Origin of the sequence: Phyllobacterium calauticae, assembly GCF_019991125.1 — a bacterium.
GTDB lineage: Bacteria > Pseudomonadota > Alphaproteobacteria > Rhizobiales > Rhizobiaceae > Phyllobacterium > Phyllobacterium calauticae.
The window spans coordinates 228,390-251,687 of sequence record NZ_JAGENB010000003.1; the positions used below are offsets into that span (position 1 = coordinate 228,390).

Annotated in this window: 25 protein-coding genes and 1 riboswitch; of the genes, 8 read left to right on the forward strand and 17 right to left on the reverse strand. The window is 60.4% G+C overall.

Annotated features, from left to right (window positions below):
- Positions 1–32: 32 nt before the first annotated feature.
- Positions 33–569 carry a GNAT family N-acetyltransferase gene (locus J1W56_RS12965; protein ID WP_223613703.1) on the forward strand — a complete coding sequence of 179 codons (537 nt, stop codon included), beginning with the start codon at positions 33–35 and terminating at the stop codon, positions 567–569.
- On the opposite strand, the gene J1W56_RS12970 is transcribed toward J1W56_RS12965, so the two are convergent.
- The 4 genes from J1W56_RS12970 to J1W56_RS12985 all read right to left on the reverse strand — a co-directional run bounded on the left by J1W56_RS12970 (position 566) and on the right by J1W56_RS12985 (position 4,240).
- Positions 566–1,273 (reverse strand): helix-turn-helix transcriptional regulator, encoded by a 708-nt coding sequence (locus J1W56_RS12970; protein ID WP_223613704.1) that lies wholly within the window; start codon positions 1,271–1,273, stop codon positions 566–568. The genes J1W56_RS12965 and J1W56_RS12970 overlap by 4 nt on opposite strands.
- Positions 1,274–1,278: 5 nt before the next feature.
- On the reverse strand, positions 1,279–1,875 hold the full coding sequence (locus J1W56_RS12975) for a DJ-1/PfpI family protein (protein ID WP_223613705.1): 597 nt from the start codon (positions 1,873–1,875) through the stop codon (positions 1,279–1,281).
- A gap of 27 nt (positions 1,876–1,902) precedes the next feature.
- Positions 1,903–2,199 carry a DUF1127 domain-containing protein gene (locus J1W56_RS12980; protein ID WP_223613706.1) on the reverse strand — a complete coding sequence of 99 codons (297 nt, stop codon included), beginning with the start codon at positions 2,197–2,199 and terminating at the stop codon, positions 1,903–1,905.
- A 130-nt stretch (positions 2,200–2,329) separates the two neighbouring features.
- Positions 2,330–4,240 carry a propionyl-CoA synthetase gene (locus tag J1W56_RS12985; RefSeq protein WP_223613707.1) on the reverse strand — a complete coding sequence of 637 codons (1,911 nt, stop codon included), beginning with the start codon at positions 4,238–4,240 and terminating at the stop codon, positions 2,330–2,332.
- 137 nt (positions 4,241–4,377) lie between these two features.
- Here J1W56_RS12985 and J1W56_RS12990 point away from each other — a divergent pair, with 137 nt between their 5' ends.
- Entirely contained in the window at positions 4,378–4,542 is a 165-nt protein-coding gene (locus J1W56_RS12990) for a hypothetical protein (protein WP_223613708.1), read from the forward strand.
- On the opposite strand, the gene J1W56_RS12995 is transcribed toward J1W56_RS12990, so the two are convergent.
- The 5 genes from J1W56_RS12995 to tkt form a co-directional block, all read right to left on the reverse strand.
- Positions 4,537–5,301 (reverse strand): SGNH/GDSL hydrolase family protein, encoded by a 765-nt coding sequence (locus J1W56_RS12995; RefSeq protein WP_223613709.1) that lies wholly within the window; start codon positions 5,299–5,301, stop codon positions 4,537–4,539. The genes J1W56_RS12990 and J1W56_RS12995 overlap by 6 nt on opposite strands.
- A 79-nt stretch (positions 5,302–5,380) precedes the next feature.
- Positions 5,381–6,406, reverse strand: a complete 1,026-nt coding sequence (locus J1W56_RS13000) for a class I fructose-bisphosphate aldolase (protein WP_223613710.1) — start codon at positions 6,404–6,406, stop codon at positions 5,381–5,383.
- Between the two features lie 178 nt (positions 6,407–6,584).
- Positions 6,585–7,778 (reverse strand): phosphoglycerate kinase, encoded by a 1,194-nt coding sequence (locus tag J1W56_RS13005; protein WP_223613711.1) that lies wholly within the window; start codon positions 7,776–7,778, stop codon positions 6,585–6,587.
- A gap of 226 nt (positions 7,779–8,004) precedes the next feature.
- Positions 8,005–9,012 carry a type I glyceraldehyde-3-phosphate dehydrogenase gene (gap, locus tag J1W56_RS13010; protein WP_105734389.1) on the reverse strand — a complete coding sequence of 336 codons (1,008 nt, stop codon included), beginning with the start codon at positions 9,010–9,012 and terminating at the stop codon, positions 8,005–8,007.
- A 67-nt stretch (positions 9,013–9,079) separates the two neighbouring features.
- A complete protein-coding gene (gene tkt, locus J1W56_RS13015) occupies positions 9,080–11,065 on the reverse strand; it encodes a transketolase (RefSeq protein ID WP_223613712.1) in 1,986 nt (661 codons plus the stop codon).
- A 296-nt stretch (positions 11,066–11,361) separates the two neighbouring features.
- On the opposite strand from tkt, the gene J1W56_RS13020 reads away from it, so the two are divergent.
- Positions 11,362–11,634: a DUF4164 domain-containing protein gene (locus J1W56_RS13020; RefSeq protein WP_223613713.1), complete on the forward strand. Its 273-nt coding sequence runs from the start codon at positions 11,362–11,364 to the stop codon at positions 11,632–11,634.
- 27 nt (positions 11,635–11,661) lie between these two features.
- Complete coding sequence (locus J1W56_RS13025; RefSeq protein ID WP_223613714.1) at positions 11,662–12,027, forward strand: cell division protein ZapA; 366 nt, start codon at positions 11,662–11,664, stop codon at positions 12,025–12,027.
- A 30-nt stretch (positions 12,028–12,057) separates the two neighbouring features.
- On the opposite strand, the gene J1W56_RS13030 is transcribed toward J1W56_RS13025, so the two are convergent.
- The 5 genes from J1W56_RS13030 to J1W56_RS13050 form a co-directional block, all read right to left on the reverse strand.
- Positions 12,058–13,875, reverse strand: coding sequence for an ABC-F family ATP-binding cassette domain-containing protein (locus tag J1W56_RS13030; protein WP_223613715.1), 1,818 nt, complete (start codon positions 13,873–13,875; stop codon positions 12,058–12,060).
- 156 nt (positions 13,876–14,031) lie between these two features.
- The gene (locus J1W56_RS13035) at positions 14,032–14,403 is read right to left on the reverse strand and encodes a YMGG-like glycine zipper-containing protein (RefSeq protein ID WP_223613716.1); all 372 of its coding nucleotides are present in this window, start codon (positions 14,401–14,403) and stop codon (positions 14,032–14,034) included.
- Positions 14,404–14,547: 144 nt separating this feature from the next.
- A complete protein-coding gene (locus J1W56_RS13040) occupies positions 14,548–14,838 on the reverse strand; it encodes a hypothetical protein (protein ID WP_223613717.1) in 291 nt (96 codons plus the stop codon).
- A 103-nt stretch (positions 14,839–14,941) separates the two neighbouring features.
- Positions 14,942–15,568 (reverse strand): thiamine diphosphokinase, encoded by a 627-nt coding sequence (locus tag J1W56_RS13045; RefSeq protein WP_223613718.1) that lies wholly within the window; start codon positions 15,566–15,568, stop codon positions 14,942–14,944.
- Positions 15,569–15,622: 54 nt separating this feature from the next.
- Positions 15,623–15,820 (reverse strand): hypothetical protein, encoded by a 198-nt coding sequence (locus J1W56_RS13050; RefSeq protein WP_223613719.1) that lies wholly within the window; start codon positions 15,818–15,820, stop codon positions 15,623–15,625.
- Positions 15,821–15,977: 157 nt separating this feature from the next.
- A riboswitch (TPP riboswitch) is annotated at positions 15,978–16,094 on the forward strand.
- Between the two features lie 44 nt (positions 16,095–16,138).
- Here J1W56_RS13050 and thiB point away from each other — a divergent pair.
- The 4 genes from thiB (at position 16,139) to J1W56_RS13070 (ending at position 21,212) form a co-directional block, all read left to right on the forward strand.
- The gene (gene thiB, locus J1W56_RS13055; RefSeq protein WP_223613720.1) at positions 16,139–17,158 is read left to right on the forward strand and encodes a thiamine ABC transporter substrate binding subunit; all 1,020 of its coding nucleotides are present in this window, start codon (positions 16,139–16,141) and stop codon (positions 17,156–17,158) included.
- A gap of 4 nt (positions 17,159–17,162) precedes the next feature.
- Positions 17,163–18,797 (forward strand): thiamine/thiamine pyrophosphate ABC transporter permease, encoded by a 1,635-nt coding sequence (gene thiP, locus J1W56_RS13060; RefSeq protein ID WP_404928134.1) that lies wholly within the window; start codon positions 17,163–17,165, stop codon positions 18,795–18,797.
- Positions 18,790–19,542, forward strand: a complete 753-nt coding sequence (thiQ, locus tag J1W56_RS13065; RefSeq protein ID WP_223613721.1) for a thiamine ABC transporter ATP-binding protein — start codon at positions 18,790–18,792, stop codon at positions 19,540–19,542. Before thiP ends, thiQ begins: the two co-directional genes overlap by 8 nt.
- A gap of 242 nt (positions 19,543–19,784) precedes the next feature.
- Positions 19,785–21,212: a M48 family metalloprotease gene (locus J1W56_RS13070; RefSeq protein WP_223614125.1), complete on the forward strand. Its 1,428-nt coding sequence runs from the start codon at positions 19,785–19,787 to the stop codon at positions 21,210–21,212.
- 50 nt (positions 21,213–21,262) lie between these two features.
- Here J1W56_RS13070 and J1W56_RS13075 read toward each other — a convergent pair whose 3' ends face one another.
- The 3 genes from J1W56_RS13075 to J1W56_RS13085 all read right to left on the reverse strand — a co-directional run bounded on the left by J1W56_RS13075 (position 21,263) and on the right by J1W56_RS13085 (position 23,294).
- On the reverse strand, positions 21,263–21,871 hold the full coding sequence (locus J1W56_RS13075) for a CarD family transcriptional regulator (protein WP_223613722.1): 609 nt from the start codon (positions 21,869–21,871) through the stop codon (positions 21,263–21,265).
- A 352-nt stretch (positions 21,872–22,223) separates the two neighbouring features.
- Entirely contained in the window at positions 22,224–22,562 is a 339-nt protein-coding gene (gene fdxA / locus J1W56_RS13080; RefSeq protein WP_105734377.1) for a ferredoxin FdxA, read from the reverse strand.
- A 327-nt stretch (positions 22,563–22,889) separates the two neighbouring features.
- On the reverse strand, positions 22,890–23,294 hold the full coding sequence (locus J1W56_RS13085) for an RNA-binding S4 domain-containing protein (protein WP_223613723.1): 405 nt from the start codon (positions 23,292–23,294) through the stop codon (positions 22,890–22,892).
- Between the last annotated feature and the right edge of the window lie 4 nt (positions 23,295–23,298).

The window sequence follows — 23,298 nt, forward strand, 5'->3', positions numbered from 1 at the left end:
TGGAGCTTTTTTCTTTTACGGGAGATACAGCCTTGCTGCCGACATTCGAGACGGAACGGCTTTTCCTGCGCCCGCGCACCGTGGCTGATCTGGAAGACTGCATGGCCATGGACCGCGATCCGGAGGTGACCCGGTTCATACCGGGGCCCTGGACGAATCCCGATGCGCATCGCCGTTTCATCACCGCGCGCATGGAGGCGGATTTCGGCCCGGATCTCGGTTATTGGTCGATCTTTGCGCGCGACCGGCCGCAACGGTTTCTCGGCTGGGTCCTGCTGATCCCGGACGATGCGGTGGGGCCGGACATTGAAATCGGCTGGCGGCTCAATCGCCACGCCTGGGGCAAGGGCTATGCGACGGAGGCTGCCCGGCCGCTCGTCGTGCACGCCTTCGGGCAGGCTGGCATCAAGCGCATCGTTGCCGCAATCCATCCGGACAATGCGGCGTCCATTCGCGTGGCGCAAAAGATCGGCCTCACAGCCACGCACGACGGCGCCCCATACAGATACTTTGCCTTGAACCGGGAGGATTTTGCCGCCTCGCTCATGACGGGCCAGACAGCTGTTTAAGACGCCTTCTTGGCATCGGGCGCTTCGCTGAGTTCCATCCGCCGGTAGAAATCGGCCAGCGTCTTGCCGCGCTCCTGCCGGAAGATGCGCTGGGCCTTCTCGGCCCTGGTGATCCGGTCGATGCGGAACGTGCGGAAATCATTGCGCAATTCGCACCAGCTGATGACGGTCCAGACCTTGCCCCAGAACCACAGTCCGAGCGGCCTGATGTCCCGCATGCTTTCCTTGCCGTCCATGTCCTTGTAGGCCACCGACAGCACCTGGCACTGGTCCGCCGCATTCTCGGCAAGATCGATCATCGCCCGGTCATGGCTGCTGATATTGGTTCCGGACGAATGAATATGCGTGTTGGCAATGCGCGGGCGATCATCCTTGGGCAGAACAGCCCCGATCTTGATGATGGCTTCTTCCGCTGCACGCGCCATGGAGGCACCGCCCCAGGCCGTTATCAGCCGGGCGCCGGCAACCAGCGCGACCACCTCGTCGCGCGTGAACATCAGCGGCGGCAGGTCAAAGCCTTCCCGCAGGATATAGCCCACCCCCGCCTCGCCATCGATCGGCACGCCGGTGGACTGGAGGTCGGCAATATCGCGATAGATGGTGCGCTCGGACACTTCGAGCTTTTCCGCCAGCTGGCGCGCGGTAACCAGCCGCCCGCCCCGGAGTTTCTGTACGATCTGAAAGAGACGATCTGCACGTCGCATGCTGCTTAATCCTTCAAGCCTGCCTGGTACTCGCGCGCAATAAAGCTGCGCATCCCGGCAATCTGCTCCGCCTGCTCCGGCAGGAACGCTTCGAGAAATTCCGTGGCAAAAGTGCCCGGCGCTGATCCGGCCGCGCTGACAATCTGCGCGTCGCGCACTGCATGGGGCACGTCCTGATACAGCGAGGAACCGGCATAGTCGCCGATCTGGGACTGTATCCAGCCCGCACCGTTGCTGGTGTGTCTGCGCCCTTCGAAGACACCCGCCCGGGCAAGAGCCAGCGTCCCGCCGCAGATGCCGCCGACAATGCCGCCGCGTGACAATACCGAATGCAGCAGGGGTGCAATGTCAGGAGCATCTTCCGACGGCCAGGTGTTGGCGCCGATCACCGCAACCGCATCCAGATCCGCGTTCTCCTGCGGATCAAGTCCGCGATCCGGCACGAGATGCAATCCGCCAATGGACCTGAGGGGACCCGCCGTCGGGGCCAGAGCAACCGCCCGCGCACCAAACCATTCGACAGCTGATCCGGAAAGCAGACCGAACTCCCAATCGGCAAACTCATCGATGAATACGAGGCCGATCATCTTTTTCTGGTCCATCGCGATGCTCCCTTTCGGCGTCACTGATCAGTATTCTAGCTTGAAATGTCCGTTTTGGCTTGTTTTTCCGGTTACCGCATGGGCCGGACGCCGCGAACGGCCGGATTGGCGAACGGCGCCGGCATTTTCGCTGCCGGCGGCGTCCTTCATTGAATTGCGCCGTGCCAGACGTTCCGCATAGGCATCGGGCCAGCCGATGTCCTTCAGCAGATAGTCCGGGAGTGCGCTGACGGAGCGTTCAGTCCGCATTTCGTCACGCAGATGTGCATACCGCGACCACAGGCGCCTGACCGTTCCGACGATTCCAAAATCAACCATATTCATGACCCTGTCTCCTTTGCTTACGAAGACACTATCGCACACCCCTCCTGACAACCTTCTGTCAGGAGCCTGTCAGCAGGGGCGAGAAAGATGCGGGCCCGGATTTGACCGGAACAGGATCGTTGGGGGGCGGTCAACCGGCGGGAATGCCGATACCCCTGGCGTTGAGTACGGCCTTGATCTCGTCGAGGATGGCGGGGTCGTCGATGGTGGCCGGCATGTTCCACGGCTCCTGATCGGCAATCTTCTGCATCGTCCCGCGCAGGATCTTGCCGGACCGGGTTTTCGGCAGCCGCTTGGCCGTCACCGCGATCTTGAAGGCCGCAACCGGGCCGATCCGGTCACGGATCAGGGCGACGCATTCCTGCTCGATATCCGCCGCCGCACGGGTGACGCCCGATTTGAGCACGATGAACCCGCAGGGAACCTGGCCCTTCAGATGATCGGCAATGCCGATAACCGCGCATTCCGCCACATCCGGATGGCTTGACAGCACCTCCTCCATCGACCCAGTCGACAGGCGGTGTCCGGCGACATTGATGATGTCGTCGGTCCGGCTCATGATGTAGATATAGCCGTCTTCATCGATGATCCCCGCATCGGCGGTTTTGTAATAGCCGGGGAATTCCGCCATATAGGCCTCGCGGAACCGCTGGTCGGCGTTCCACAGCGTCGGCAGGCATGCGGGCGGCAAAGGCAGCTTGACCACGATATTGCCCAGCTCGCCGCGCTTGACCGGGTGCCCGGCGTCATCCAGCACCTGCACGTCATAGCCGGGCATGGGCACGGTCGGCGACCCGTATTTGACCGGCAGCATGCCGAGACCCGCAGGATTGGCCGCCATGGGCCAGCCGCTCTCCGTCTGCCACCAATGGTCGATGACGGGAACGCCAAGCTTTTCCTCGGCCCATTTGATCGTGTCCGTATCCGCCCGCTCGCCGGCCAGAAACAGATATTGCAGCGAGGACAAATCATATTTGCCGATGAACTCGCCCTTCGGATCTTCCTTCTTGATGGCGCGGAACGCTGTCGGCGCGGTGAACAGCACCTTGACCTTGTGGTCGGCAATCACCCGCCAGAATGTGCCGGCATCGGGTGTTCCCACCGGCTTGCCTTCGAACAGGACGCTTGTCGCGCCGATGAACAGCGGGGCATAGGCGATGTAGGAGTGACCGACCGCCCAGCCGATATCGGAAGCAGCCCAGAACACCTCGCCCGCAGCCGTGTCGTAGACCGCGCCCATCGACCATGCCAGCGCAACGAGATGGCCGCCATTGTCGCGCACCACGCCCTTGGGTTGGCCCGTGGTGCCCGAGGTATAGAGGATGTAGAGCGGGTCCGTTGCCTTGACGCGCGCGCAGGGGACTTTCCGCCCGCTGGCGGCCGCAACAGCTGCGGCGTAGTCGACATCGCGCCCGGCCACCAGCTCGTGCGGCTGTTGCGGACGCACGAGAATGAGGCAGGAGGTAACCTTGTGCGCCGCCTGCTCGATGGCCTTGTCCAGCATCGGCTTGTAGGCCACCACCCGGCCCGGTTCGAGGCCGCAGGAGGTGGCAATGATCATCACCGGCTTGGCATCGTCGATGCGCGTGGCCAGCTCGTGGGCGGCAAACCCGCCGAATACAACGGAATGCACCGCGCCGATGCGCGCGCAGGCCAGCATCGCCACCACGGCTTCCGGCACCATCGCCATATAGATGATGACGCGGTCACCCCTGGCGACGCCCCTGTCGGTCAGCACCGCCGCCAGCGCATTCACCTCGTCGAGCAAGGCGGCATAGGTGATCTTGCGTCCCGTGCCGGTCACCGCGCTGTCATAGATCAGGGCGACCTGATCACCCCGGCCGCGCTCCACGTGACGGTCGACGGCGTTGTAGCAGGTGTTGCACTCCGCCCCAGGATACCAGCGGCCATAGGGCTGATGCGTGGCGTCAAAGACCTGTTCCCACGGCCGCGACCAGTCGATGGCCTCGGCGGCCCTGGCCCAAAATCCCTCCGGATCGGACTGCCAATCCCGGTAGACCTGTGCATAGCGTGATGTCATGAATATCCTCCCAGATGGCGTACCTTCCCCAATGTGCGCCCCGGAGTCAAAGGCCGATTTGACAATTGGCGCGGGATCACACACTTGTCGAATCCCCACTCACCCGTTCCCCTCAGGCGGCAGGCTTTGTAACGACGATGCTCAAGATTCTGCCGCTGCTGTTGATCCTCCTGATGGCGTTGCATCTGATCAAGCCATTGGGCTGGCCCGGTATGAAGAAGCGCGGGGATTTCTGGAAAATCGCCGCCGGAGCGATATTTGCGATGTTGGTTGTCGTGGTGCTGAGCCACAGCGGGTTATGAGTTTTCTTCGCCTTCGCGCGCGGTAGCTTCCCTCACGGTGAGATTAAGCACATAGGGCACGAGATGTTTCGCCCAGGCATCGTAGCCATGGGCGGAGGCATGGAAACCGTCGCTGGAAAAACCTTCCGGCCCCTCGACCGGCAGGCGCGGCGCCGCTATTGCCGAACGTTCACGGCAGAGCCGCTCGCCCATGGCGTTGATGGCACCGGCCCGCCCCTCCAGAATGCGCCCGAGCAGCGGCGGCATGGCCGGCACGTCGCGGAAATCGATGACCGGCGACCAGACGACCGAGGTCTCCGGCCACTTTGCCTTCAGTGCATAGAGCAGCCCGCCGAATTCCCCTTTGAAACGGGCGACCGAATGGAAATTCTTGGTGTCGTTGGTGCCGGTTGTCAGAACGATATGGGTCCACATGCCCCGCTCGATATTGGGCACCACATGATCGCGCAGCTGGCCTGACGTGGCGGAATTGAACCCGGCGGCGCGCCAGATGATCTTGCGTCCCGTCCGTCCCTGCAGGTGCACGGCAAGCCGCACGCAGAGACTTTGCCAGACGTCGCTCACCCCGACACCGGCCGCGGAGGAATCGCCGAGCACCAGCAGGCGGATGGCCGGCTCCTTGCCCGCGATCTCGCCCACGGGAAAGGCTGGCGGCGGCAGCATGCGTTCGGTCTTCAGCCGCACGGCAATGCCCTGCCACGCATAGACCGGAAACAGCAGCCAGCTGACTAGCGGATGGAAAGCCGATGGTTTGGTCAAACGGTCCTCACAGCACACAAAAAACCCGGACCTGATTCCGGCCCGGGCTCTATGAGAGCTGTTTTTGTATAAAAAACGCTTAAGCGGCCTTTTCCAGGTCCTTTTTCCAGCCGCCGGTTGCGGCAAGGCTGTTCATTTTGGCGCGGTGCGTGAAGGCACGCTGACCGGCTGCAACATTTTCCGACTTGCCGTTCCAGGCGCTCAAAGCAGCAGCCTGCAGGGCACGGCCATAGGAGAATGTCAGCTTCCACGGCAGGCCATGGGCGGCATTCATGGCCGAGAGATGCGCCGTTGCTTCTTCATCCGACTGGCCGCCGGAGAGGAAGGCAATGCCGGGCACGGCGGATGGAACCGTCGACTTCAAGACACGCAGGGTCTGCTCGGCAACCTGTTCAACCGACGCCTTGCGGGCATTCTTGCCGTCGATGACCATGTTCGGCTTGAGGATCATGCCTTCCAGCACGACGCGGGCATCGTAGAGTTCGGTGAAAACGGTCTTCAATACCCATTCGGTCACGTCGTAGCAGCGCTCGATCGTGTGGGTGCCCGGCTTGCCGTCCATCAGCACTTCCGGTTCGACGATCGGCACGATGCCGGCTTCCTGGCAAAGGGCGGCATAGCGGGCCAGGGCCTGTGCATTCTGCTTGACCGCACCCCAGCTCGGCAGGGCATCGGAAATATTGATGACGCCGCGCCATTTGGCAAAGCGCGCGCCCAGCTTGTAATATTCGGCCAGCCGCTCACGCAGGCCATCAAGGCCTTCCGTGATGGTCTCGTCGGCAAAACCGGCGAGGTTCTTGGCGCCGGCATCGACCTTGATGCCCGGAATGCTGCCGGCCGCTTTCAGGATCTGCACGAAAGGCGTGCCGTCCTTGGCGTTCTGACGCAGGGTTTCATCATAGAGAATGACGCCGGAGATGTAGTTCTTCATGGCATCGTCCGAGCGGAACAGCATTTCGCGATAGTCGCGGCGGCTATCGGCTGTCGATTCCAGCCCAATCGTATCGAACCGCTTCTTGATCGTTGCGGTACTTTCATCCGCAGCAAGCAGGCCCTTGCCGCTGGCAACCATTGCAATCGCGATATCTTCCAGACGTTCGCTCATAGATCATGCACTCCGTTTCTAGTGGTCTGGCCCATACCAGAAGCTCATATCAAACGGAATGGCAGTTCAAGCCTTTGAAACGATTGAAATTTTTTCAACCGATTTAACAGGATAACATTTTCTGTTCTTCGTTAATCCGGAGCCCGCAAAGACCCCGGATCACGCCTTGAACAGGCCATCAGCGCTTGAGGACGTCGACGCCCGGAAGCGGCTTGCCTTCCATCCATTCGAGGAAGGCGCCGCCTGCGGTCGACACATAGGTCAGGTCATCGGCAATGCCCGCATGGTTGAGCGCCGCCACCGTGTCGCCGCCGCCGGCAACCGAAACCAGATGGCCCGACTTGGTGCGCTCGGCCACATGCCGCGCCGCTGCAACGGTTGCCTTGTCGAACGGTGTCAGCTCGAACGCGCCCAGCGGACCGTTCCACACCAGCGTTGCCGCGTCGTCGATGGCACCCTTGATGCGCTCGATCGACTGCGGCCCGACATCGAGGATCATGCCATCCTCGGGGATGGCATCCAGACCGTAGGCATGGAACGGTGCATTGGCTTCGAAATGCCAGGCAACGATGGCGTCGACCGGCAGGATGATGGTGCAGTTGGCCGCCTGCGCCTTGGCCATGATCTCGCGGGCCGTGTCGGCGAGGTCATGCTCGCACAGCGATTTGCCGACCTTGACGCCCTGCGCCGCCAGAAATGTATTGGCCATGCCGCCGCCGATCACCAGCGCATCGACCTTCTCGACGAGGTTGCCGAGGAGATCGAGCTTGGACGACACCTTGGCACCGCCGACAACCGCAACCACCGGACGCTTCGGATGGCCGAGACCGCTTTCCAGCGCTTCGAGCTCCGCCTGCATGGTACGGCCCGCATAGGCCGGCAGCACATGCGCCAGACCTTCGGTCGAGGCGTGGGCGCGGTGCGCGGCAGAAAACGCGTCGTTGACGTAGAGATCGCCATTGGCGGCCAGTGCCTTGACATAGGCCGGATCGTTCTTTTCCTCACCCTTGTGGAAACGGGTGTTTTCCAGAAGCAGGATATCGCCGTTCCCGAGCTTGGCGACGGCTTCGGCCGCCTTTTGGCCGATGCTGTCCTCGGCGAAATGCACGTTCTGGCCGATCACCTTGGCAACCGCATGCGCAATGGGCTTCAGGCTGAATTCCGGCGTGGGCCCATCCTTCGGACGGCCGAAATGCGCGAGCAGGATGACCTTGGCGCCCTTTTTCGACAATTCAAGGATGGTGGGAGCGACACGCTCGATCCGGGTGGCATCGGTCACGTGGCCATTGGCAACCGGTACATTGAGGTCAACGCGCAGAAGAACGCGTTTTCCCGCAACATCGGCATCATCGAGTGTCTTGAAAGCTGGCATGGTGATTACCCCTCCTCTGAATTTGCCAGCACCCCCCTCTGGGCTACCGCCCATCTCCCCCACAAGGGGGGAGATCACATTGGCATTGGTGTTATCGCTCATCGTCACATTCGATGATGTGCATCAACAAATCTGAAAGCTGATCTCCCCCCTTGTGGGGGAGATGTCCGGCAGGACAGAGGGGGGTGTAAACGCCTGCCGTTCAACTCATATCGGAGCAAGCGTCTCAGATGACCTTGCTGAACGCGACGGCCGTGTCGGCCATGCGGTTCGAGAAGCCCCATTCATTGTCGTACCACGACAGGACGCGCACGAATGTTCCTTCCATGACCTTGGTCTGGTCGAGATGGAACACGGATGAATGCGGGTCGTGGTTGAAGTCGATCGAGACATTCGGAGCATCGGTATAGCCAAGGATACCCTTCAGCTTGCCGTTGGCGGCGGACTTGATGGCGTCGTTGATCTCGGCAACCGTGGTCGCACGCTTGGCAACGAACTTGAAATCCACAACCGAGACATTGGGCGTCGGGACGCGGATCGAGCTGCCGTCGAGCTTGCCGTTGAGTTCCGGCAGGACGAGACCGACAGCCTTGGCGGCACCGGTCGATGTCGGGATCATCGACAGCGCAGCCGCACGGCCGCGATAGAGATCCTTGTGCATGGTGTCGAGCGTCGGCTGGTCGCCGGTGTAGCTGTGGATCGTGGTCATGAAACCATGATCGATGCCGACAGCTTCGTTGAGCACAAACGCAACCGGGGCAAGGCAGTTGGTGGTGCAGGACGCATTGGAAATGACCAGGTGTTCCTTGGTCAGCTTGTGATGGTTCACACCGAACACAACCGTCAGGTCGGCACCGTCAGCAGGCGCCGACACGATGACGCGCTTGGCGCCGGCTTCAAGATGGGCTGCCGCCTTGTCACGCGCCGTGAAAATGCCGGTGCATTCCAGCGCGATATCAACGTTGAGCTCTTTCCACGGCAATTCTGCCGGGTTGCGCACGGCAGTGACCTTGATCGGGCCTTGGCCGACGTCGATGGTATCGCCGGAAACCGTTACAGTGCCGGGGAAACGGCCGTGCACGGAGTCGTAACGCATCAGGTGGGCATTGGTCTCGACCGGACCCAGATCGTTGATGCCGACAACCTTGATGTCGGTGCGGCCGGATTCGATAATGGCGCGAAGAACATTGCGGCCAATGCGGCCAAACCCGTTGATTGCAACGCGAACTGTCATTTTTTAGTTTCTCCTTGGGGGTAGTGAGGAGCCCTTGATGAATGGTGTGAAGCGGTAAACCCGCCGATTATTTCAACTTGCCTTCCGCCGCCGCGACGATGGCTTCCGCGGTGATGCCGAAATGCTTGTAAAGCTCTTCGATCGGGCCGCTGGCACCAAAACCGGTCATGCCGACAAAGATACCATCGAGGCCGATGAAACGGTCCCAGCCGAGACGGATCGCAGCTTCCACCGCAACCTTGACCGGAGCATCGCCGATCAGCGCGCGCTTGTAGTCTTCGCTCTGCTGTTCGAAGAGTTCAAAGCAGGGCACGGAAACGACGCGGGCCGGATGACCATCCTTTTCCAGCTGCGCACGGGCGGCCAGAGCAATTTCGACTTCCGAACCGGTCGCGAAAATCGTCACCGCAGCCTTGCCGCTGGCCGGAGCCAGTTCATAGGCACCGTAGGCGCACTTGTTCTCGTCGACGTGGTCGGTACGAACCGTCGGCAGGTTCTGGCGTGTCAGCGCCAATGTCGACGGCGTCTTGCGGGATTTCAGCGCCAGTTCCCAACATTCCACCGTCTCCACGGCATCCGCCGGACGGAACACATAATTGTTCGGAATGGCGCGCAGGGCTGCCAGATGTTCGACAGGCTGGTGCGTCGGGCCATCTTCACCAAGACCGATGGAATCGTGCGTCATCACATAGATGACGCGGATGCCCATGAGGCTGGAAAGGCGCATGGCGCCGCGGGCATAGTCCGAGAAGGTCAGGAACGTGCCGGAATAGGGAATGAGGCCGCCATGCAGCGCCATGCCGTTCATCGCAGCGGCCATGCCATGCTCGCGGATGCCGTAATGCACATAACGCTGGCCGTAATCATCGGGGCTGATGTTCTGGGTCTGGCTGGTCTTGGTGTTGTTGGAACCGGTCAGATCGGCGGAACCGCCGATGGTTTCGGGAACGACACCGTTGATGACCTCAAGCGCCATTTCCGATGACTTGCGGGTCGCGACCTTCGGCTTGTCTTCCGAAAGCTTCTTCTTGTAGGCCGTGATCGTCGCTTCGAAATTGCCGGGCAGATCGCTGCGGATACGGCGCTCGAACTCCGAGCGGGTTTCCGCATCGGTCGCCGCAAGGCGCTGTTCCCATGCCGCATGCTCCTTGGCGGAGCGCAGACCGGAGGCGCGCCAGGTATCGAGAATATCGGCAGGAACGACAAATGGCTCGGATGTCCAGCCGAGTGCCTTGCGTGCACCGGCGAGTTCTTCCGCACCGAGCGGCGAACCGTGCACCTTGTTGGTGCCGGCCTTGGTCGGCGCACCGAAACCGATGGTCGTCTTGCAGGCGATCAGGGTCGGCTTGTCGGACTTGTGGGCCTTTTCAATCGCGGCAGCAATCGCATCCTGGTCATGACCGTCGACATTGATCGAGTTCCAGCCGGAAGCCTCGAAGCGGGCGCACTGATCCGTATTGTCGGCGAGCGACACCGGGCCGTCGATGGAAATGTTGTTGTGGTCCCAGAAAACGATGAGCTTGTTCAGCTTGAGATGACCGGCAAGCGCGAGGGCTTCCTGGCTGATGCCTTCCATGAGGCAGCCGTCACCGGCGATCACATAGGTATGGTGATCGACGAGCTTGTCGCCGTAATGGGCATTCATGATACGTTCGGACAGTGCCATGCCCACGGCATTGGCCAGGCCCTGGCCGAGCGGGCCCGTGGTGGTTTCGATGCCGGCGGCGTGGCCATATTCTGGATGACCGGCCGTGCGCGAGCCGAGCTGACGGAAATTCTTGATCTGGTCGATGGTGATATCTTCGTAACCCGAGAGGTAAAGCACCGAATAGAGCAGCATCGAGCCATGTCCGGCGGAAAGGACAAAGCGATCGCGGTCGGGCCAATGCGGCGCCTTCGGATCGTGCTTGAGAAAACGGGTATAAAGAACGGTCGCAATATCAGCTGCGCCCATGGGAAGCCCGGGATGGCCGGAATTGGCCTTCTCCACTGCATCTGCCGACAGAAAGCGGATTGCATTGGCCATTTGGTTGGATTTATCAGAATTGGTCATGTGTACCGTCTTTCGAAGAGGATAGGAAATGCCGTTTCTGGACGCCGGTTCAGACAAGATCCAAAAGGCACGCGACACATAGCAGGTGTCATCAGGGAGTCAATAAAACCTAAGTCAAATTGAGGCGTTCGAAAAGCAGGCTCTTTCGTCGCAGACGCTTATTATCGGTGCATGACTGGACTGTGACAACGCGGATTGATTGACGCGACGTTGATGTGCCCTCTAGACTTCGGCGCATAAGCTGTTCTTCTTTTTGCGATTCGCGTAAAAGAGCGACACACAGGGGAAACGCGAAAATGGCACCGGAAGCCACCCTCAAGCAGGTTCTGGAACGATTGGCAAAAGCCTTGGCTCATCTCGAGGACGCGGTTGATATGCGCCTTGAGCAGGAGGGTGACTTTGCCGAAGCCGAGGAAGAGGTCCAGCGCATGAACATGGACCGGCGCAGGCTGGCCCAGGAGCTGGACGCATCGGAAGGACGTGCGGAACGTTTGGAAGCCGCCAACAAGGAAGTCTCCCGCCGTCTCGTAACGGCGATGGAATCCATTCGCACCGTACTGGACCGGTAATACCGCTATCAGCTGAAAGAGACGCCCATGGCCACTGTAACAGTTACGATTGACGGCAAAGCCTACCGGATGGCCTGTGACGAAGGCCAGGAACAGCATCTGACCGGCCTGGCCGAGCGGTTCGACCGTTACGTGACGCACCTCAAATCGTCGTTCGGTGAGATCGGCGACCTGCGCCTGACCGTCATGGCCGGCATCATGATCACGGACGAGCTGCATGAATTGCAGATGCGGGTGAAAGGGCTTGAAAACGAGGCGGACGCCCTGCGCAAGAGCCGCGATGAAGCCTTGCAGAGGGCGGACAAGAACGACACGGCCATCACCGGCGTTCTTTCCGAAGTCACCACGCGGATCGAAAACCTTGCTGCCAAGATCGCGCCCAAGGCGACCTGATCCTGCCGTGTTGGCTGAACAGGTGAGGCTCTAGCCCTCGATTTCCTCGCGCAGCATTTCCAGCTCCAGCCACTCTTCCTCAAAGCGCTCGAGATCATGCCGCTTCTTGCCGATCTCCTCGACGGTCTTGTTGAAGACCTGCGGGTTTTTGGCAAAGAGGTTCGGATCGGCAAGTTTTGCTTCGAGCTTGTGGATGTCGGCGTGCAGCGCTTCCATCTTGCCCGGCAGGTTTTCCAGCGCGAATTTCTGCTTGTACGACAGTTTGCGCTTTTCCTCGCGCTGCACTGCGGCTTTCTCTCCGGCGGCTTCGGTTGCGGCCGGTGACCTGGCCGTCTTCAGCTCCTTGCGCGTCGCCAGCACTTCCTTGCGCTGCGCCAGCATGTCCGTATAGCCGCCGGCATATTCGAGCCAGCGCCCGTCGCCTTCCGGCGCAATCACCGATGTTACGGTACGGTCGAGGAAATCGCGGTCATGGCTGACCAGGAGCACGGTTCCGGCAAAGCCGGACACCAGCTCCTGCAAAAGGTCGAGCGTTTCCATGTCGAGATCGTTGGTCGGCTCGTCGAGCACCAGCAGATTGGCCGGGCGGGCCAGGACGCGCGCCAGCATGAGCCGCGCCCGCTCGCCGCCCGACAGTTCACGGATCGGCGTGCGCAACTGCTCCGGCTGGAACAGGAAGTCCTTCATGTAGGACGCCACATGGCGCTGTTCGCCGTTGACGATGACATTCTCGCCGCGCCCGTCGGTCAGGTAATCGGACAGGGTCTGGTCAAGGTTGAGACTGTCGCGCTTCTGGTCCAGCACGGCGATTTCAAGATTGGTGCCAAGGCGCACGAAACCGCTGTCCGGTGCGAGCAGGCCCGTCAGCATGGAGAGAAGCGTGGTCTTGCCGACACCGTTCGGACCGACAAAGCCGACGCAGTTGCCGCGCTGGATGCGCGTGGAGAAATCCTTGACCAGCAGGCGCTCGCCATAGGCCTTGACCAGATGCTCGGCCTCGATCACCAGCTTGCCGGATTCCCTGGCATCGCTGGCCTTCAGGACGGCGGTTCCCTGCGCACGGCGATGATTGCGGAATTCCCCGCGCATAGACTGGAGTTCGCCGAGACGCCGCATGTTGCGTTTGCGCCGTGCCGTAACGCCGTAGCGTAACCAATGTTCCTCGCGCACGATCTGGCGGCCGAGCTTGTGCAGATCGCGCTCTTCCTCCTCCAGCACCTTGTCGCGCCATTCCTCGAAGGCGCCAAAGCCCTGGTCGAGCCGTTTCGTAACGCCGCGGTCAAGCCAGACCGTCGAGCGGCTGATGTTTTCCAGAAACCGCCGGTCATGGGAGATGACCACGATGCTGGAGCGGATCTGCCGCAATTCACCTTCGAGCCATTCGATCGTCGTCAGGTCGAGATGGTTGGTCGGCTCGTCGAGAAGCAGGATATCGGGCTGGGGGGCGAGAACCTTGGCCAGCGCCGCACGCCGCGCCTCGCCGCCCGACAGATTGTCCGGCTTTTCCTCGCCGGTCAGGCCGAGATGTTCAAGAATGTAGCTGACGCGGTAGAGATCATCCGCCGGTCCCAGACCCGCCTCGACGTAGTCGCGGACATTGGCAAAACCTTCCATATCGGGCGCCTGGGCGAGATAGCGGACGGTGACACCGGGATGGCGGAACACTTCACCGTCGGTCGGCGTGATGAAGCCCGCCGCGATCTTGAGCAGCGTCGACTTGCCGGACCCGTTGCGGCCGACAAGGGCAATGCGATCGCCCTCGCTGACGGAAATCGCCGCATCGCTGAGGAGCGGCGTACCGCCAAACGTCAATGCAATCCGGTCAAGACGAAGAAGGGGTGGAGCCATGGCGTTTTTCAGTTCTGGAAAAGGAGCGCAATTGCCGGACATCAGTGCCGACGGGCGCTTGTCGGCGAGATTGGCGCCGCTGTCAAATATCTTTATGGCATAAAACAGAACAGGCCGGAAAACCGGCCTGTCTGAATCCGTTCAGCAACGCGCCGCTCAGTAGCCGCCGTTGTTGTAACCGTTGTTGTTGTATCCGCCATAGGCAGCGCCGCGGCCGCCATTGCCTTCGCAGGGGGCATTGTAGATGCTGCCATCGGGCCGCTGATAACGGCAAAGATTCTGATTGCCGTTGCCGCCACCGCTTGGCGTCGTTGCCGTACCGACAGCAGCACCGAGAAGCGCGCCGCCGGCCGCACCGATCACGGTGCTTTTGGTATTGTGCCCGAGTGCCTGTCCGGCGAGTGCGCCGACACCGCCGCCGATCAACGCGCCCGTCCCGGCCCGCTGGTTCTGTTCGCTCGTTTCACAACCGGCCAATGACATGGCCAGAAGCGCGGAAACCGCAATGGCGGTCAAACGAAAACTCATTAGTCAATCCTCTCAACATGAATATAGCGGCCATATCGTGCGGGCTTAATGCGGCAGAACAAAGATCAGCCCATGCACCCCGGCAGCCTCAAACAAAAACAGGCCGGTTTCCCGGCCTGTTCCGCTTTCCCTGATGGGGAAGGATTAGTAACCGCGGCAAGGCGCGCGATAACGCTCGCCGTAACGGTTTTCATATGTGCAGTAACGGCGGCCATCATTGTTGGCCGTTGCGGCACCAACAGCCACACCACCAACACCACCGATGGCAGCACCAGCCAGTGCGCCACGGCCACCACCGATTGCACCACCAGCCAAAGCACCAAGTGCTGCACCGCCAACGCCATAACCCGCCGTGCGCTGCTCACTTGTTGTGCAACCGGCTACCGAAAATGCCAGAAGTGCGGCAACTGCTACTGTCGACAAACTTTTCAACATGGAAGACCTCTCCCGTTTCAAAACTAAAATAACCAGCTTGCGTCCCCAATGCTGTGCCGCAAGAATTGCACTTTCCGCGTTGTTTTACAAGCGTTTCGCAATTTTACGGCGCAGCAATCAGGACTGCATTGCCTGAACGAAGCGATACGTGGAGATTTCCACACACGGCATTCGACACTGTAAGCGATGAACCGAAAGAAAGTTCCATATTTTCCAGCGGCCATCGCGCACCATGGATAAATAATCCGCGCAGGGACGTAAAGGCCACAATGCTGAATACCGTTCCATCGGCAAAATCGAACGCATATTCTCCTGCAACCAGGGGATGCGCTTCCTCGCTTCCGCTGGAGAGAATGATCTTCCGGCCTTCCGCCGCATGGCGGGTGGCCATGGTCAGGTGCAGCAGGGTATGGTCGGTGCGTTCACCGCCAAAGGCGCCGCACAGGATCACTTCGGTGGCGCCCAGCCGGAAGGCCTCGTTGAGTGCCAATTCGCCGTCGGTCATGTCCTTGGCGGCTGGAAAAACCGAACGCGGCACATGCGCATAGCGTTCGGCAAGTTCAGGCGATGTCGAATCGAAATCACCCAGCCACAACTCGGGTTCAACGCCCAGCGCCTGCGCATGGGCAATGCCACCATCGGCGGCAAGAACGCGCGCCCCGGCAATGAGATGCCGGAGACGGTCGGTGACGTGAACGGTTCCACCAAGAAGAAGGACGAATTTGCTCATGCACCGGCCATAGCATGGCACAAGCCGGTCGCACAGGGCATCCGTGATTCTCGTTTAAACGAAGCGCCCCAGCGCAATCGCGGCCATGCCGGCAATCGCCACGCCGATGGCCAGAAACAGGCTCGGATAAAGCTCCGGGATGAATTTCTGCCGGCGCGGACGCAGGAGGATCGCCTTGCGGCGGGCGTTTTGGGAAGCCGGGTTCTGCTGCACCCTGACATGGGAATGATAAAAACCGTGACCACGAAACATGATTGACCCTTTCCATCGGAAAACAGCCGCACGGGATGTTTTCGCTGGGGACAATAGGCGCGCCAGTATCAGCTTTCGATTTGGCAGAACCGGCAAAACATAAAGATTTCATAAGCATCGACCGCTTGCACGGCTCCGGCCGAACCTCTATCCTTATCACGCTCTAACGGGGTGCCGGTCGCATGGACCGGCTGAGAGGCGCACGGGGAGACCCTGCCAACCCGCGGAACCTGATCCGGTTTGTACCGGCGGAGGGATTAGACGCGGCAGATTTGCCGGCGCACCAATCCTTTTGAACACTGCTGATAGGAGGCGCCGATGCGGCCATTCGAGACTATTGTAAAAACAGCGGCCATTGTGACCGCTCTGTTCGCCGTCATTCCCCTTGGCACCGCGCATGCCGAAGGCAAACTCACCGTCTATACCTATGAAAGCTTCACCGCCGAATGGGGCCCCGGCCCGAAGGTCAAGCAAGCCTTCGAAAAGCAATGTGCCTGCACGGTCGAATTCGTGGCGGTTGCCGATGGCGTTGCCTTGCTCAACCGGGTCAAGCTGGAAGGCGAGTCAACCAAGGCGGATGTGGTGCTCGGCCTCGACACCAACCTGACCTATGAGGCCAGGCAAACCGGCCTGTTTGCCCCCCATGGCATCGACACGACAGCCGTGAGCATCCCGGGCGGCTATAAGGATGATACCTTCGTTCCCTACGATTACGGCTATTTCGCCGTCATCTATGATTCCGAGAAGCTGAAGACCCCGCCGGAAAGCCTTAAGGAACTGGTCGAAGGCGACCCGAAGCAGAAGATCGTCATCGAAGACCCCCGCACCTCGACGCCGGGTCTCGGCCTGCTGCTCTGGGTCAAGTCGGTCTATGGCGACAAGGCGGGAGAAGCCTGGGCGAAGCTGAAAGACCGGGTGTTGACCGTCACGCCCGGCTGGTCGGAAGCCTATGGTCTCTTCACCAAGGGCGAAGCACCGCTGGTGCTGTCCTACACCACATCGCCTGCCTATCACCTGATCGCCGAGCGCGTGGACCGCTACAAGGCCATTTCGTTCAGCGAAGGCCATTACCTGCAGGTCGAAGTCGCTGCCCAGACCGTCAACGGGGCGAAAAACCCGCTATCGGCGCAGTTTCTTGCCTTCATGACCAGCCCGGCGTTTCAGGATGCGATCCCTGAAAACAACTGGATGTATCCGGCTGCGAAAACCACCGACGCGCTGAATCCGGCCTTTGAAACGCTTGTACAGCCGGTCAAAACTTTGATCTTCCCGTCCGAGGAAGTCGCCAAGAACCGTAAAGCCTGGATCGATGAATGGCTCGCGGCCATGAGCCTGTAGCATTGTGATTGCCATCCGCAGTTTCAGACCTTGGGTGGGGGCATGCGCCCTCGCCTTTCTGGCGGCACTTGCGGGTGGCGCACTTCTCAGTCTCGCATCCGAAGCGCTGCGCGGCGGCACGGAAGGTTTTGCCGCATTCGACAGCTATCTGTGGCGGGTAGCGCGGTTCACGCTGGTGCAGGCGCTCCTGTCCATGCTGCTTGCGGTTGCCTTTGCCATTCCGCTCGCGCGCGCCTTGCATGAACATCCCGCCTTTCCCGGCCGCGCGCTGATTCTGCGCCTGTTTGCCCTGCCTCTGGCCTTACCCGCACTTGTTGCGGTGCTGGGCATCACCAGCATCTATGGCCGCAACGGCCTGCTGGCCTTTGCTTTCAGCAGCCTCGGCATGGACACCATACCCAATATTTACGGGCTTCCCGGCATCCTTCTCGCCCACGTCTTTTTCAACCTGCCGCTGGCGACCCGGCTGGTGCTTGCAAGCCTTGATTCCATTCCTTCGGATTACTGGAAACTCGCCGCGCAGCTCGGCATGGGCGGCTGGGCACGCTTCAGCCTGATCGAATGGCCGGTCATCCGCCGCAATCTGTCCGGTATTGCCGGGCTGATCTTCATGCTCTGCATAACCTCGTTCACGATCGTCCTGACCCTGGGCGGCGGACCGCGCGCCACCACGCTGGAAGTGGCGATCTACCAGTCCCTGCATTTCGATTTCGATATTGCCCGCGCCGTCTCGCTCACACTGCTGCAACTGGGCCTGACCATCGCCGTGCTGCTGCTGCTCGGCCTGACGGGCAAACCGGCGGACGAAGGCTTCAGTCTCCAGACGACCACGCGGCGCTTCGAGCGGCCGGGCCGTGCAGCGCAATGCGTCAATACAGCGATCATTCTCCTCGGACTGCTCTTTGTCGGCCTGCCCATGGGCGGAACCGTTGTCTCCGGGCTTGGCGCCGACCTGGCGCGCCTGATGAGCGAATCCATCGTCTGGCGCGCCATTGCCACAAGCATCGTGCTTGGCGCGGCTGCAGCCCTGCTCTCCCTCGCGCTGTCGCTGTCGCTTGTCATCGCCCGGGAGTATCAGCAGAGCCGGCGGCGAACGGTTTCGCCGGGTCTGTTCGAACGGTCACTGGATCTGGGGGCGAGCCTGATCATGGTGGTGCCGCCCATTGTCATCGGGGCCGGCTGGTTCATCCTCTCGCGCCATGCCATCAACCCGTTCAGCCTTGCACCCGTCATGGTCATCGGCGTCAATGCCGCCATGGCCGTGCCCTTCGCCTTCCGCATCCTGCGCCCGGCCTGGGATACGGCCGCAAGCCGCCACAACCGGCTTTGCCTCCAGCTCGGCATCACCGGCTGGGACCGGCTGCGCCTGATCGACTGGCCGGCTTTGCGCCTGCCCATGGGTGTTGCCTTCGCCTTTGCCATGGCCCTGTCGCTGGGCGATCTTGGAACCATCGCGCTGTTCGGCAATGATTCCATCCAGACCCTGCCTTTCCTGCTCTTGCAGCGCATGGGAAGTTATCGCACACAGGATGCAGCGGGACTGGCGCTGATCCTTGGGGTCCTGTGCCTGCTCTTGATGTTCGCAGCCGACCGCGGTGCGGCCAGCCTCGCCCGACAGGACAATGCAAGAGATGGCTGAACAAACGGAAAAAATCACAACCGGCGGCGCCGCGATCCGGCTTGATGCCGTTCGCTTCGATTACGGCGACATGGCCATGCGTTTCGACCTTGCCATCGCAGCGTCGTCCATTGCCGCCATCATCGGGCCGAGCGGCGCGGGCAAATCCACGGTTCTCAATCTGATTGCCGGTTTCGAGGCACCGCTCTCCGGCCGCGTGCTGATCGGCGATGCCGATGTCACGCATGTCGAACCATCCCGGCGCCCGGTTTCCATGGTGTTTCAGGACAACAATCTTTTTGCCCATCTCGACGTTGCCGCCAATGTCGGCCTTGGCCGCAGGCCGGGCCTGCGCCTCGACGCGGCGGATCGGCAGGCGGTCCACGACGCCATCGCCAAGGTCGGGCTTGCGGGCAAGGAGACGCGCAAACCGGCGGCACTGTCGGGCGGGGAACGCCAGCGCGTTGCCATCGCCCGGGCGCTGGTGCGCAACCGGCCTGTACTGTTGCTCGATGAAGCCTTTGCTTCACTTGGTCCAGCATTGCGCCATGAAATGCTTGATCTGGTCGGACAACTGCAAAAAGATACTGGAATGACTGTGGTGATGGTCACCCACCATCCAGACGATGCTTTGCGTTTACCATCAACGCTGTTCTTTCTCGAAAATGGCCATGTGGCAGCATCGGGGCCCGCGGGCGAATTGCTCTCGGCCAAAGGCCCCTCCCTGTTGCGAAAATATCTCGGCTCGCAAGAGTTATCACTTTGACATATTTTGTACTCAATGGGTCTCATAAGAAATCAATGTAATTCTTGCCCCAGCCTGCTCAACGGGCTAGCTAGAAAGTAAGCACACCGATTCCGCAGGCAAAAGACGAGTGAGAACTTGGCTTTAGCGTTTGCACTGGCGCCGCACGACATGAGGACATGATTCTGGGCTCGCACATTCTCCCCATCGGCAATCGACGGTTCCATCCGGCAGTACGAAGCACGACCGTGGTTTCGACAACGCTGCTGCTCGCCTTCCTGTCGGGCTGTCAGGTGCTCAACGTCACCAAGGAAGATGCGCTCGGCCCGTCATCGAGCCCTGTCATCGTCGACAATGTCTCGAAGAATGACCGGCTGGCCAAACTGAGCGCCGAACAGCATCCCCGCATCCTGGCCACCTATGGCGGCGAGTACAAGGACGCGAAGCTCGAACGCATGGTTGCCAAGGTCGTCGGCAATCTGACCACCGTATCGGACAATCCGACCCATACCTATCGCATCACCATCCTCAATTCGCCCAACATCAATGCCTTCGCACTGCCGGGCGGTTATCTCTATGTGACCCGCGGCCTGCTTGCGCTGGCCAATGACAGCGCGGAACTTGCCGCCGTGATTGCCCATGAAATGGGCCATGTGATCGCCAATCACGGCATCGAACGCCAGCAGCGCGAAGCGGAAGCCGTCATCGCCGGCCGCGTTGTGTCGGAAGTGCTGCAGGACGACCAGGCGGGCCGCGAGGCGCTCATTCGCGGCAAGCTGCGCATGGCGCAGTTCTCGCGCAATCAGGAATTGCAGGCGGATGCCATCGGCATCAAGATGATCGGCGAAGCCGGGTATGATCCCTTTGCGGCTGCGCGCTTCCTGCAGTCGATGGCCGCCTATGCGGACTTCCGCAACGTCTCCGGCGCCACCGATGCCAGCCTCGACTTCCTTGCCAGCCACCCCTCCGCACCGCAGCGCATCGAGCTGGCGCGCGGCCATGCCCGCAAGATCGGTGCGCCCGGTGTCGGCACGACGGATCGCGATTCCTTCCTGCAAGGGATCGACGGGCTGCTCTATGGCGACACGCCGGAAGAAGGCTATGTCCGCGGCCGCACCTTCGTGCACCCGCTGCTCGGCGTCAGCTTCACCGTGCCGGACGGCTTTGTCATCGACAATTCCGCAGCCGCCGTCATGGCAACCGGACCCGGCGAAGTCGCGATCCGCTTTGATGGAACCCAGGTTTCCGGCAAAACATCGATGGTCGACTACATGCGCAGCGGCTGGGTAACCGGCCTGGACAATGCCAGCGTCAAGGCGACGACATTCAACGGCATGCCCGCCGCCACGGCAAAAGCCAAGGCGGACCGCTGGGAATTCGATATTTTCGTCGTGAATTCCGGCGACCGCATCTATCGCTTCCTGACGGCAGCGCCCACGGGCAGCACGGCATTGATGCCGGCAGCACAAACGGTGACGCAGAGCTTCCATTTGCTGACGGCGCAGGAAAAGGCCAACATAAAGCCGCTGCGGATCCGTGTTGTCACGGTCAAGTCGGGCGATACGCTTGCCAGCCTCTCCAGCCAGATCATGGGCACGGACCGCAAGCTGGATCTCTTCCGGCTGATCAACGCCCTGCCGCCCGGCGGCACGGTTTCCGTCGGCGACAAGATGAAGATCATCAGCGAATAACAAAAAGCCCGGTAAAACCGGGCCGTTTGTTGAAAGGGATGTACCCGCTGTTACGCGGCTTCTTCCTGTTCGTCTTCAACGGAAATGTCCGCATCAGCTTCGGTTTCTTCAGTCTTCGCGCCGCGCTTGGGACCTTTGGCGAGATTGACTTCGATCAGACGGACGGCTTCGGTTTCCGACATCTTGTTGACGGCGGAAATTTCACGGGCCATGCGGTCGAGCGCTGCTTCATAGAGCTGGCGTTCGGAATAGGACTGTTCCGGCTGATTGTCGGCACGGAAAAGATCGCGGACAACTTCCGAAATGGAAATCAGATCGCCCGAGTTGATCTTCGCATCATATTCCTGCGCCCGGCGGGACCACATGGTGCGCTTGATACGGGCCCGTCCCTGAACTACCTTCAGCGCACGGTCGACATAATCTGTTTCTGAGAGTTTGCGCATACCAATGGCGGTTGCCTTTGCAACCGGTACCTTCAAGCGCATCTTGTCCTTCTGAAAGTCAATCACGAAAAGTTCGAGCTTGTGGCCCGCAACTTCCTGTTCTTCGATATTGACGATCTGGCCTACGCCGTGAGCCGGATATACAATAAACTCACCCGTCTTGAATCCGATACGCTGGGCGGTCTTTTTCTGCGGAACTGCTGTCATGCGCTTCATTACTCCCTGCTGCGCCCGGCAAAACGCACCGGTTAAACCAATCACTGGAAACCGGAACCCGGTTTGTCGGCCGCCAATATTTTCACGCAAAGCAATCCGGACCAAACAGCAGGACGGGTCACAATCAAAGAACCTCAACCTGAACTGTTAAGTCCGGAAAAAATCTAGCCGATTGGTGATTTATGCTTTAGCGCCACGAAATTGACGTCCAATGATCAACATATCGCAGCACCATAACACGAAAAGTGATCAGAATCAACTTTTTGCTGCACAAGCGCAAACTAAACGCATTGCAAGACTTGATTTTCAGGGCAAATCAGTCTTGCGGGCAACTGCGGTACCCCGAATAAGCTTAGTCGCCTTCGCCCGGTTCCGGGGAGAAGTATTTCTCGAGTTTACCGGTGACGCCGTCCATTTCCTTGGCATCGCTGGGCGCATCTTTCTTCGCCGAAATATTCGGCCATTTTTCCGCATATTCCGAATTCAGCTGCAGCCAGCTGTCGAGGCCCGGCTCGGTGTCCGGCTTGATGGCCTCCGCAGGGCATTCCGGTTCGCACACGCCGCAATCGATGCACTCATCCGGGTGGATGACGAGCATGTTCTCACCTTCGTAAAAACAATCGACCGGACAGACCTCAACGCAATCCATATATTTGCAGCGGATGCAATTGTCGGTCACAACATATGTCATTTACTGGCTCCTGAAGACACCATAGTCAGCGTGTCAGCGGTTGAGGTAACGATTTGGCACCGGCCTGACAAGAGGGGAAAACGGACTGCGGCACCAGAACGCGGCCCGAAAAATCTCGACGTGCAAAAGGATTGTCTTCATCACATCAGGACCGAGCCATTGTCCAAGTCCGCAGCGTGCCATTCATCGCATCGCGATGACCTGCCGACAAGCAACCATTGTCCTCTAATATAGGCGTTGCGGAAATAATATTTTAGTCCCACCGACGAATTTGGAGATAATTTCGATGTTTCCGCGTTTTGCCCCGCAACCCACAACGCGGATGCGTCAATCATCGGAGCCGTTGTCCCGGCCCTTCATCAGCCGGTCGACGTCCCGCCGTTCGCGCTTGGTGGGACGACCGCTGCCCGCATCGCGTCTGGGCAGCATGTCGAAGCGGCTCATGGCATCCTTCGGCGGTGGCGGCGGAGAAATGTCCTCGTACAGCGTCCGCGCCTCCTCGGCGGGTCCGCGCCGGGTACCGCCGGACAGGACTTTGTAAATGAGAATGCGCCGGTCCAGCGTGATCGTCAGCACATCACCGGGTTTGACCCCGTGTGATGGCTGGTCGATCTTGTCCTTGTTGACCCGGACATTGCCGCCCGATGCCAGCTTTGCAGCGAGGGAACGGGATTTGACCACCCGCGCGAAAAACAGCCACTTGTCGATGCGCTGCCTGTCGGTTCCCGTCATTTAG

Bases quoted from the DNA above. Each gene is read 5' to 3' on its own strand.
- J1W56_RS13045 (WP_223613718.1), bottom strand. From the start codon at position 15,568: ATGAGCAAATTCGTCCTTCTTCTTGGTGGAACCGTTCACGTCACCGAC.
- J1W56_RS13000 (WP_223613710.1), bottom strand. From the start codon at position 6,406: ATGAGCGAACGTCTGGAAGATATCGCGATTGCAATGGTTGCCAGCGGC.
- J1W56_RS12970 (WP_223613704.1), bottom strand. From the start codon at position 1,273: ATGCGACGTGCAGATCGTCTCTTTCAGATCGTACAGAAACTCCGGGGC.
- J1W56_RS12990 (WP_223613708.1), top strand. From the start codon at position 4,378: ATGCTCAAGATTCTGCCGCTGCTGTTGATCCTCCTGATGGCGTTGCAT.
- J1W56_RS13075 (WP_223613722.1), bottom strand. From the start codon at position 21,871: ATGAAGCGCATGACAGCAGTTCCGCAGAAAAAGACCGCCCAGCGTATC.
- J1W56_RS12985 (WP_223613707.1), bottom strand. From the start codon at position 4,240: ATGACATCACGCTATGCACAGGTCTACCGGGATTGGCAGTCCGATCCG.
- thiB (WP_223613720.1), top strand. From the start codon at position 16,139: ATGCGGCCATTCGAGACTATTGTAAAAACAGCGGCCATTGTGACCGCT.
- J1W56_RS13020 (WP_223613713.1), top strand. From the start codon at position 11,362: ATGGCACCGGAAGCCACCCTCAAGCAGGTTCTGGAACGATTGGCAAAA.
- J1W56_RS12975 (WP_223613705.1), bottom strand. From the start codon at position 1,875: ATGGACCAGAAAAAGATGATCGGCCTCGTATTCATCGATGAGTTTGCC.
- J1W56_RS12980 (WP_223613706.1), bottom strand. From the start codon at position 2,199: ATGAATATGGTTGATTTTGGAATCGTCGGAACGGTCAGGCGCCTGTGG.
- gap (WP_105734389.1), bottom strand. From the start codon at position 9,012: ATGACAGTTCGCGTTGCAATCAACGGGTTTGGCCGCATTGGCCGCAAT.
- J1W56_RS13005 (WP_223613711.1), bottom strand. From the start codon at position 7,778: ATGCCAGCTTTCAAGACACTCGATGATGCCGATGTTGCGGGAAAACGC.
- thiQ (WP_223613721.1), top strand. From the start codon at position 18,790: ATGGCTGAACAAACGGAAAAAATCACAACCGGCGGCGCCGCGATCCGG.
- J1W56_RS13040 (WP_223613717.1), bottom strand. From the start codon at position 14,838: ATGTTGAAAAGTTTGTCGACAGTAGCAGTTGCCGCACTTCTGGCATTT.
- J1W56_RS13030 (WP_223613715.1), bottom strand. From the start codon at position 13,875: ATGGCTCCACCCCTTCTTCGTCTTGACCGGATTGCATTGACGTTTGGC.
- J1W56_RS13050 (WP_223613719.1), bottom strand. From the start codon at position 15,820: ATGTTTCGTGGTCACGGTTTTTATCATTCCCATGTCAGGGTGCAGCAG.
- fdxA (WP_105734377.1), bottom strand. From the start codon at position 22,562: ATGACATATGTTGTGACCGACAATTGCATCCGCTGCAAATATATGGAT.
- J1W56_RS13025 (WP_223613714.1), top strand. From the start codon at position 11,662: ATGGCCACTGTAACAGTTACGATTGACGGCAAAGCCTACCGGATGGCC.
- J1W56_RS13035 (WP_223613716.1), bottom strand. From the start codon at position 14,403: ATGAGTTTTCGTTTGACCGCCATTGCGGTTTCCGCGCTTCTGGCCATG.
- J1W56_RS13085 (WP_223613723.1), bottom strand. From the start codon at position 23,294: ATGACGGGAACCGACAGGCAGCGCATCGACAAGTGGCTGTTTTTCGCG.
- tkt (WP_223613712.1), bottom strand. From the start codon at position 11,065: ATGACCAATTCTGATAAATCCAACCAAATGGCCAATGCAATCCGCTTT.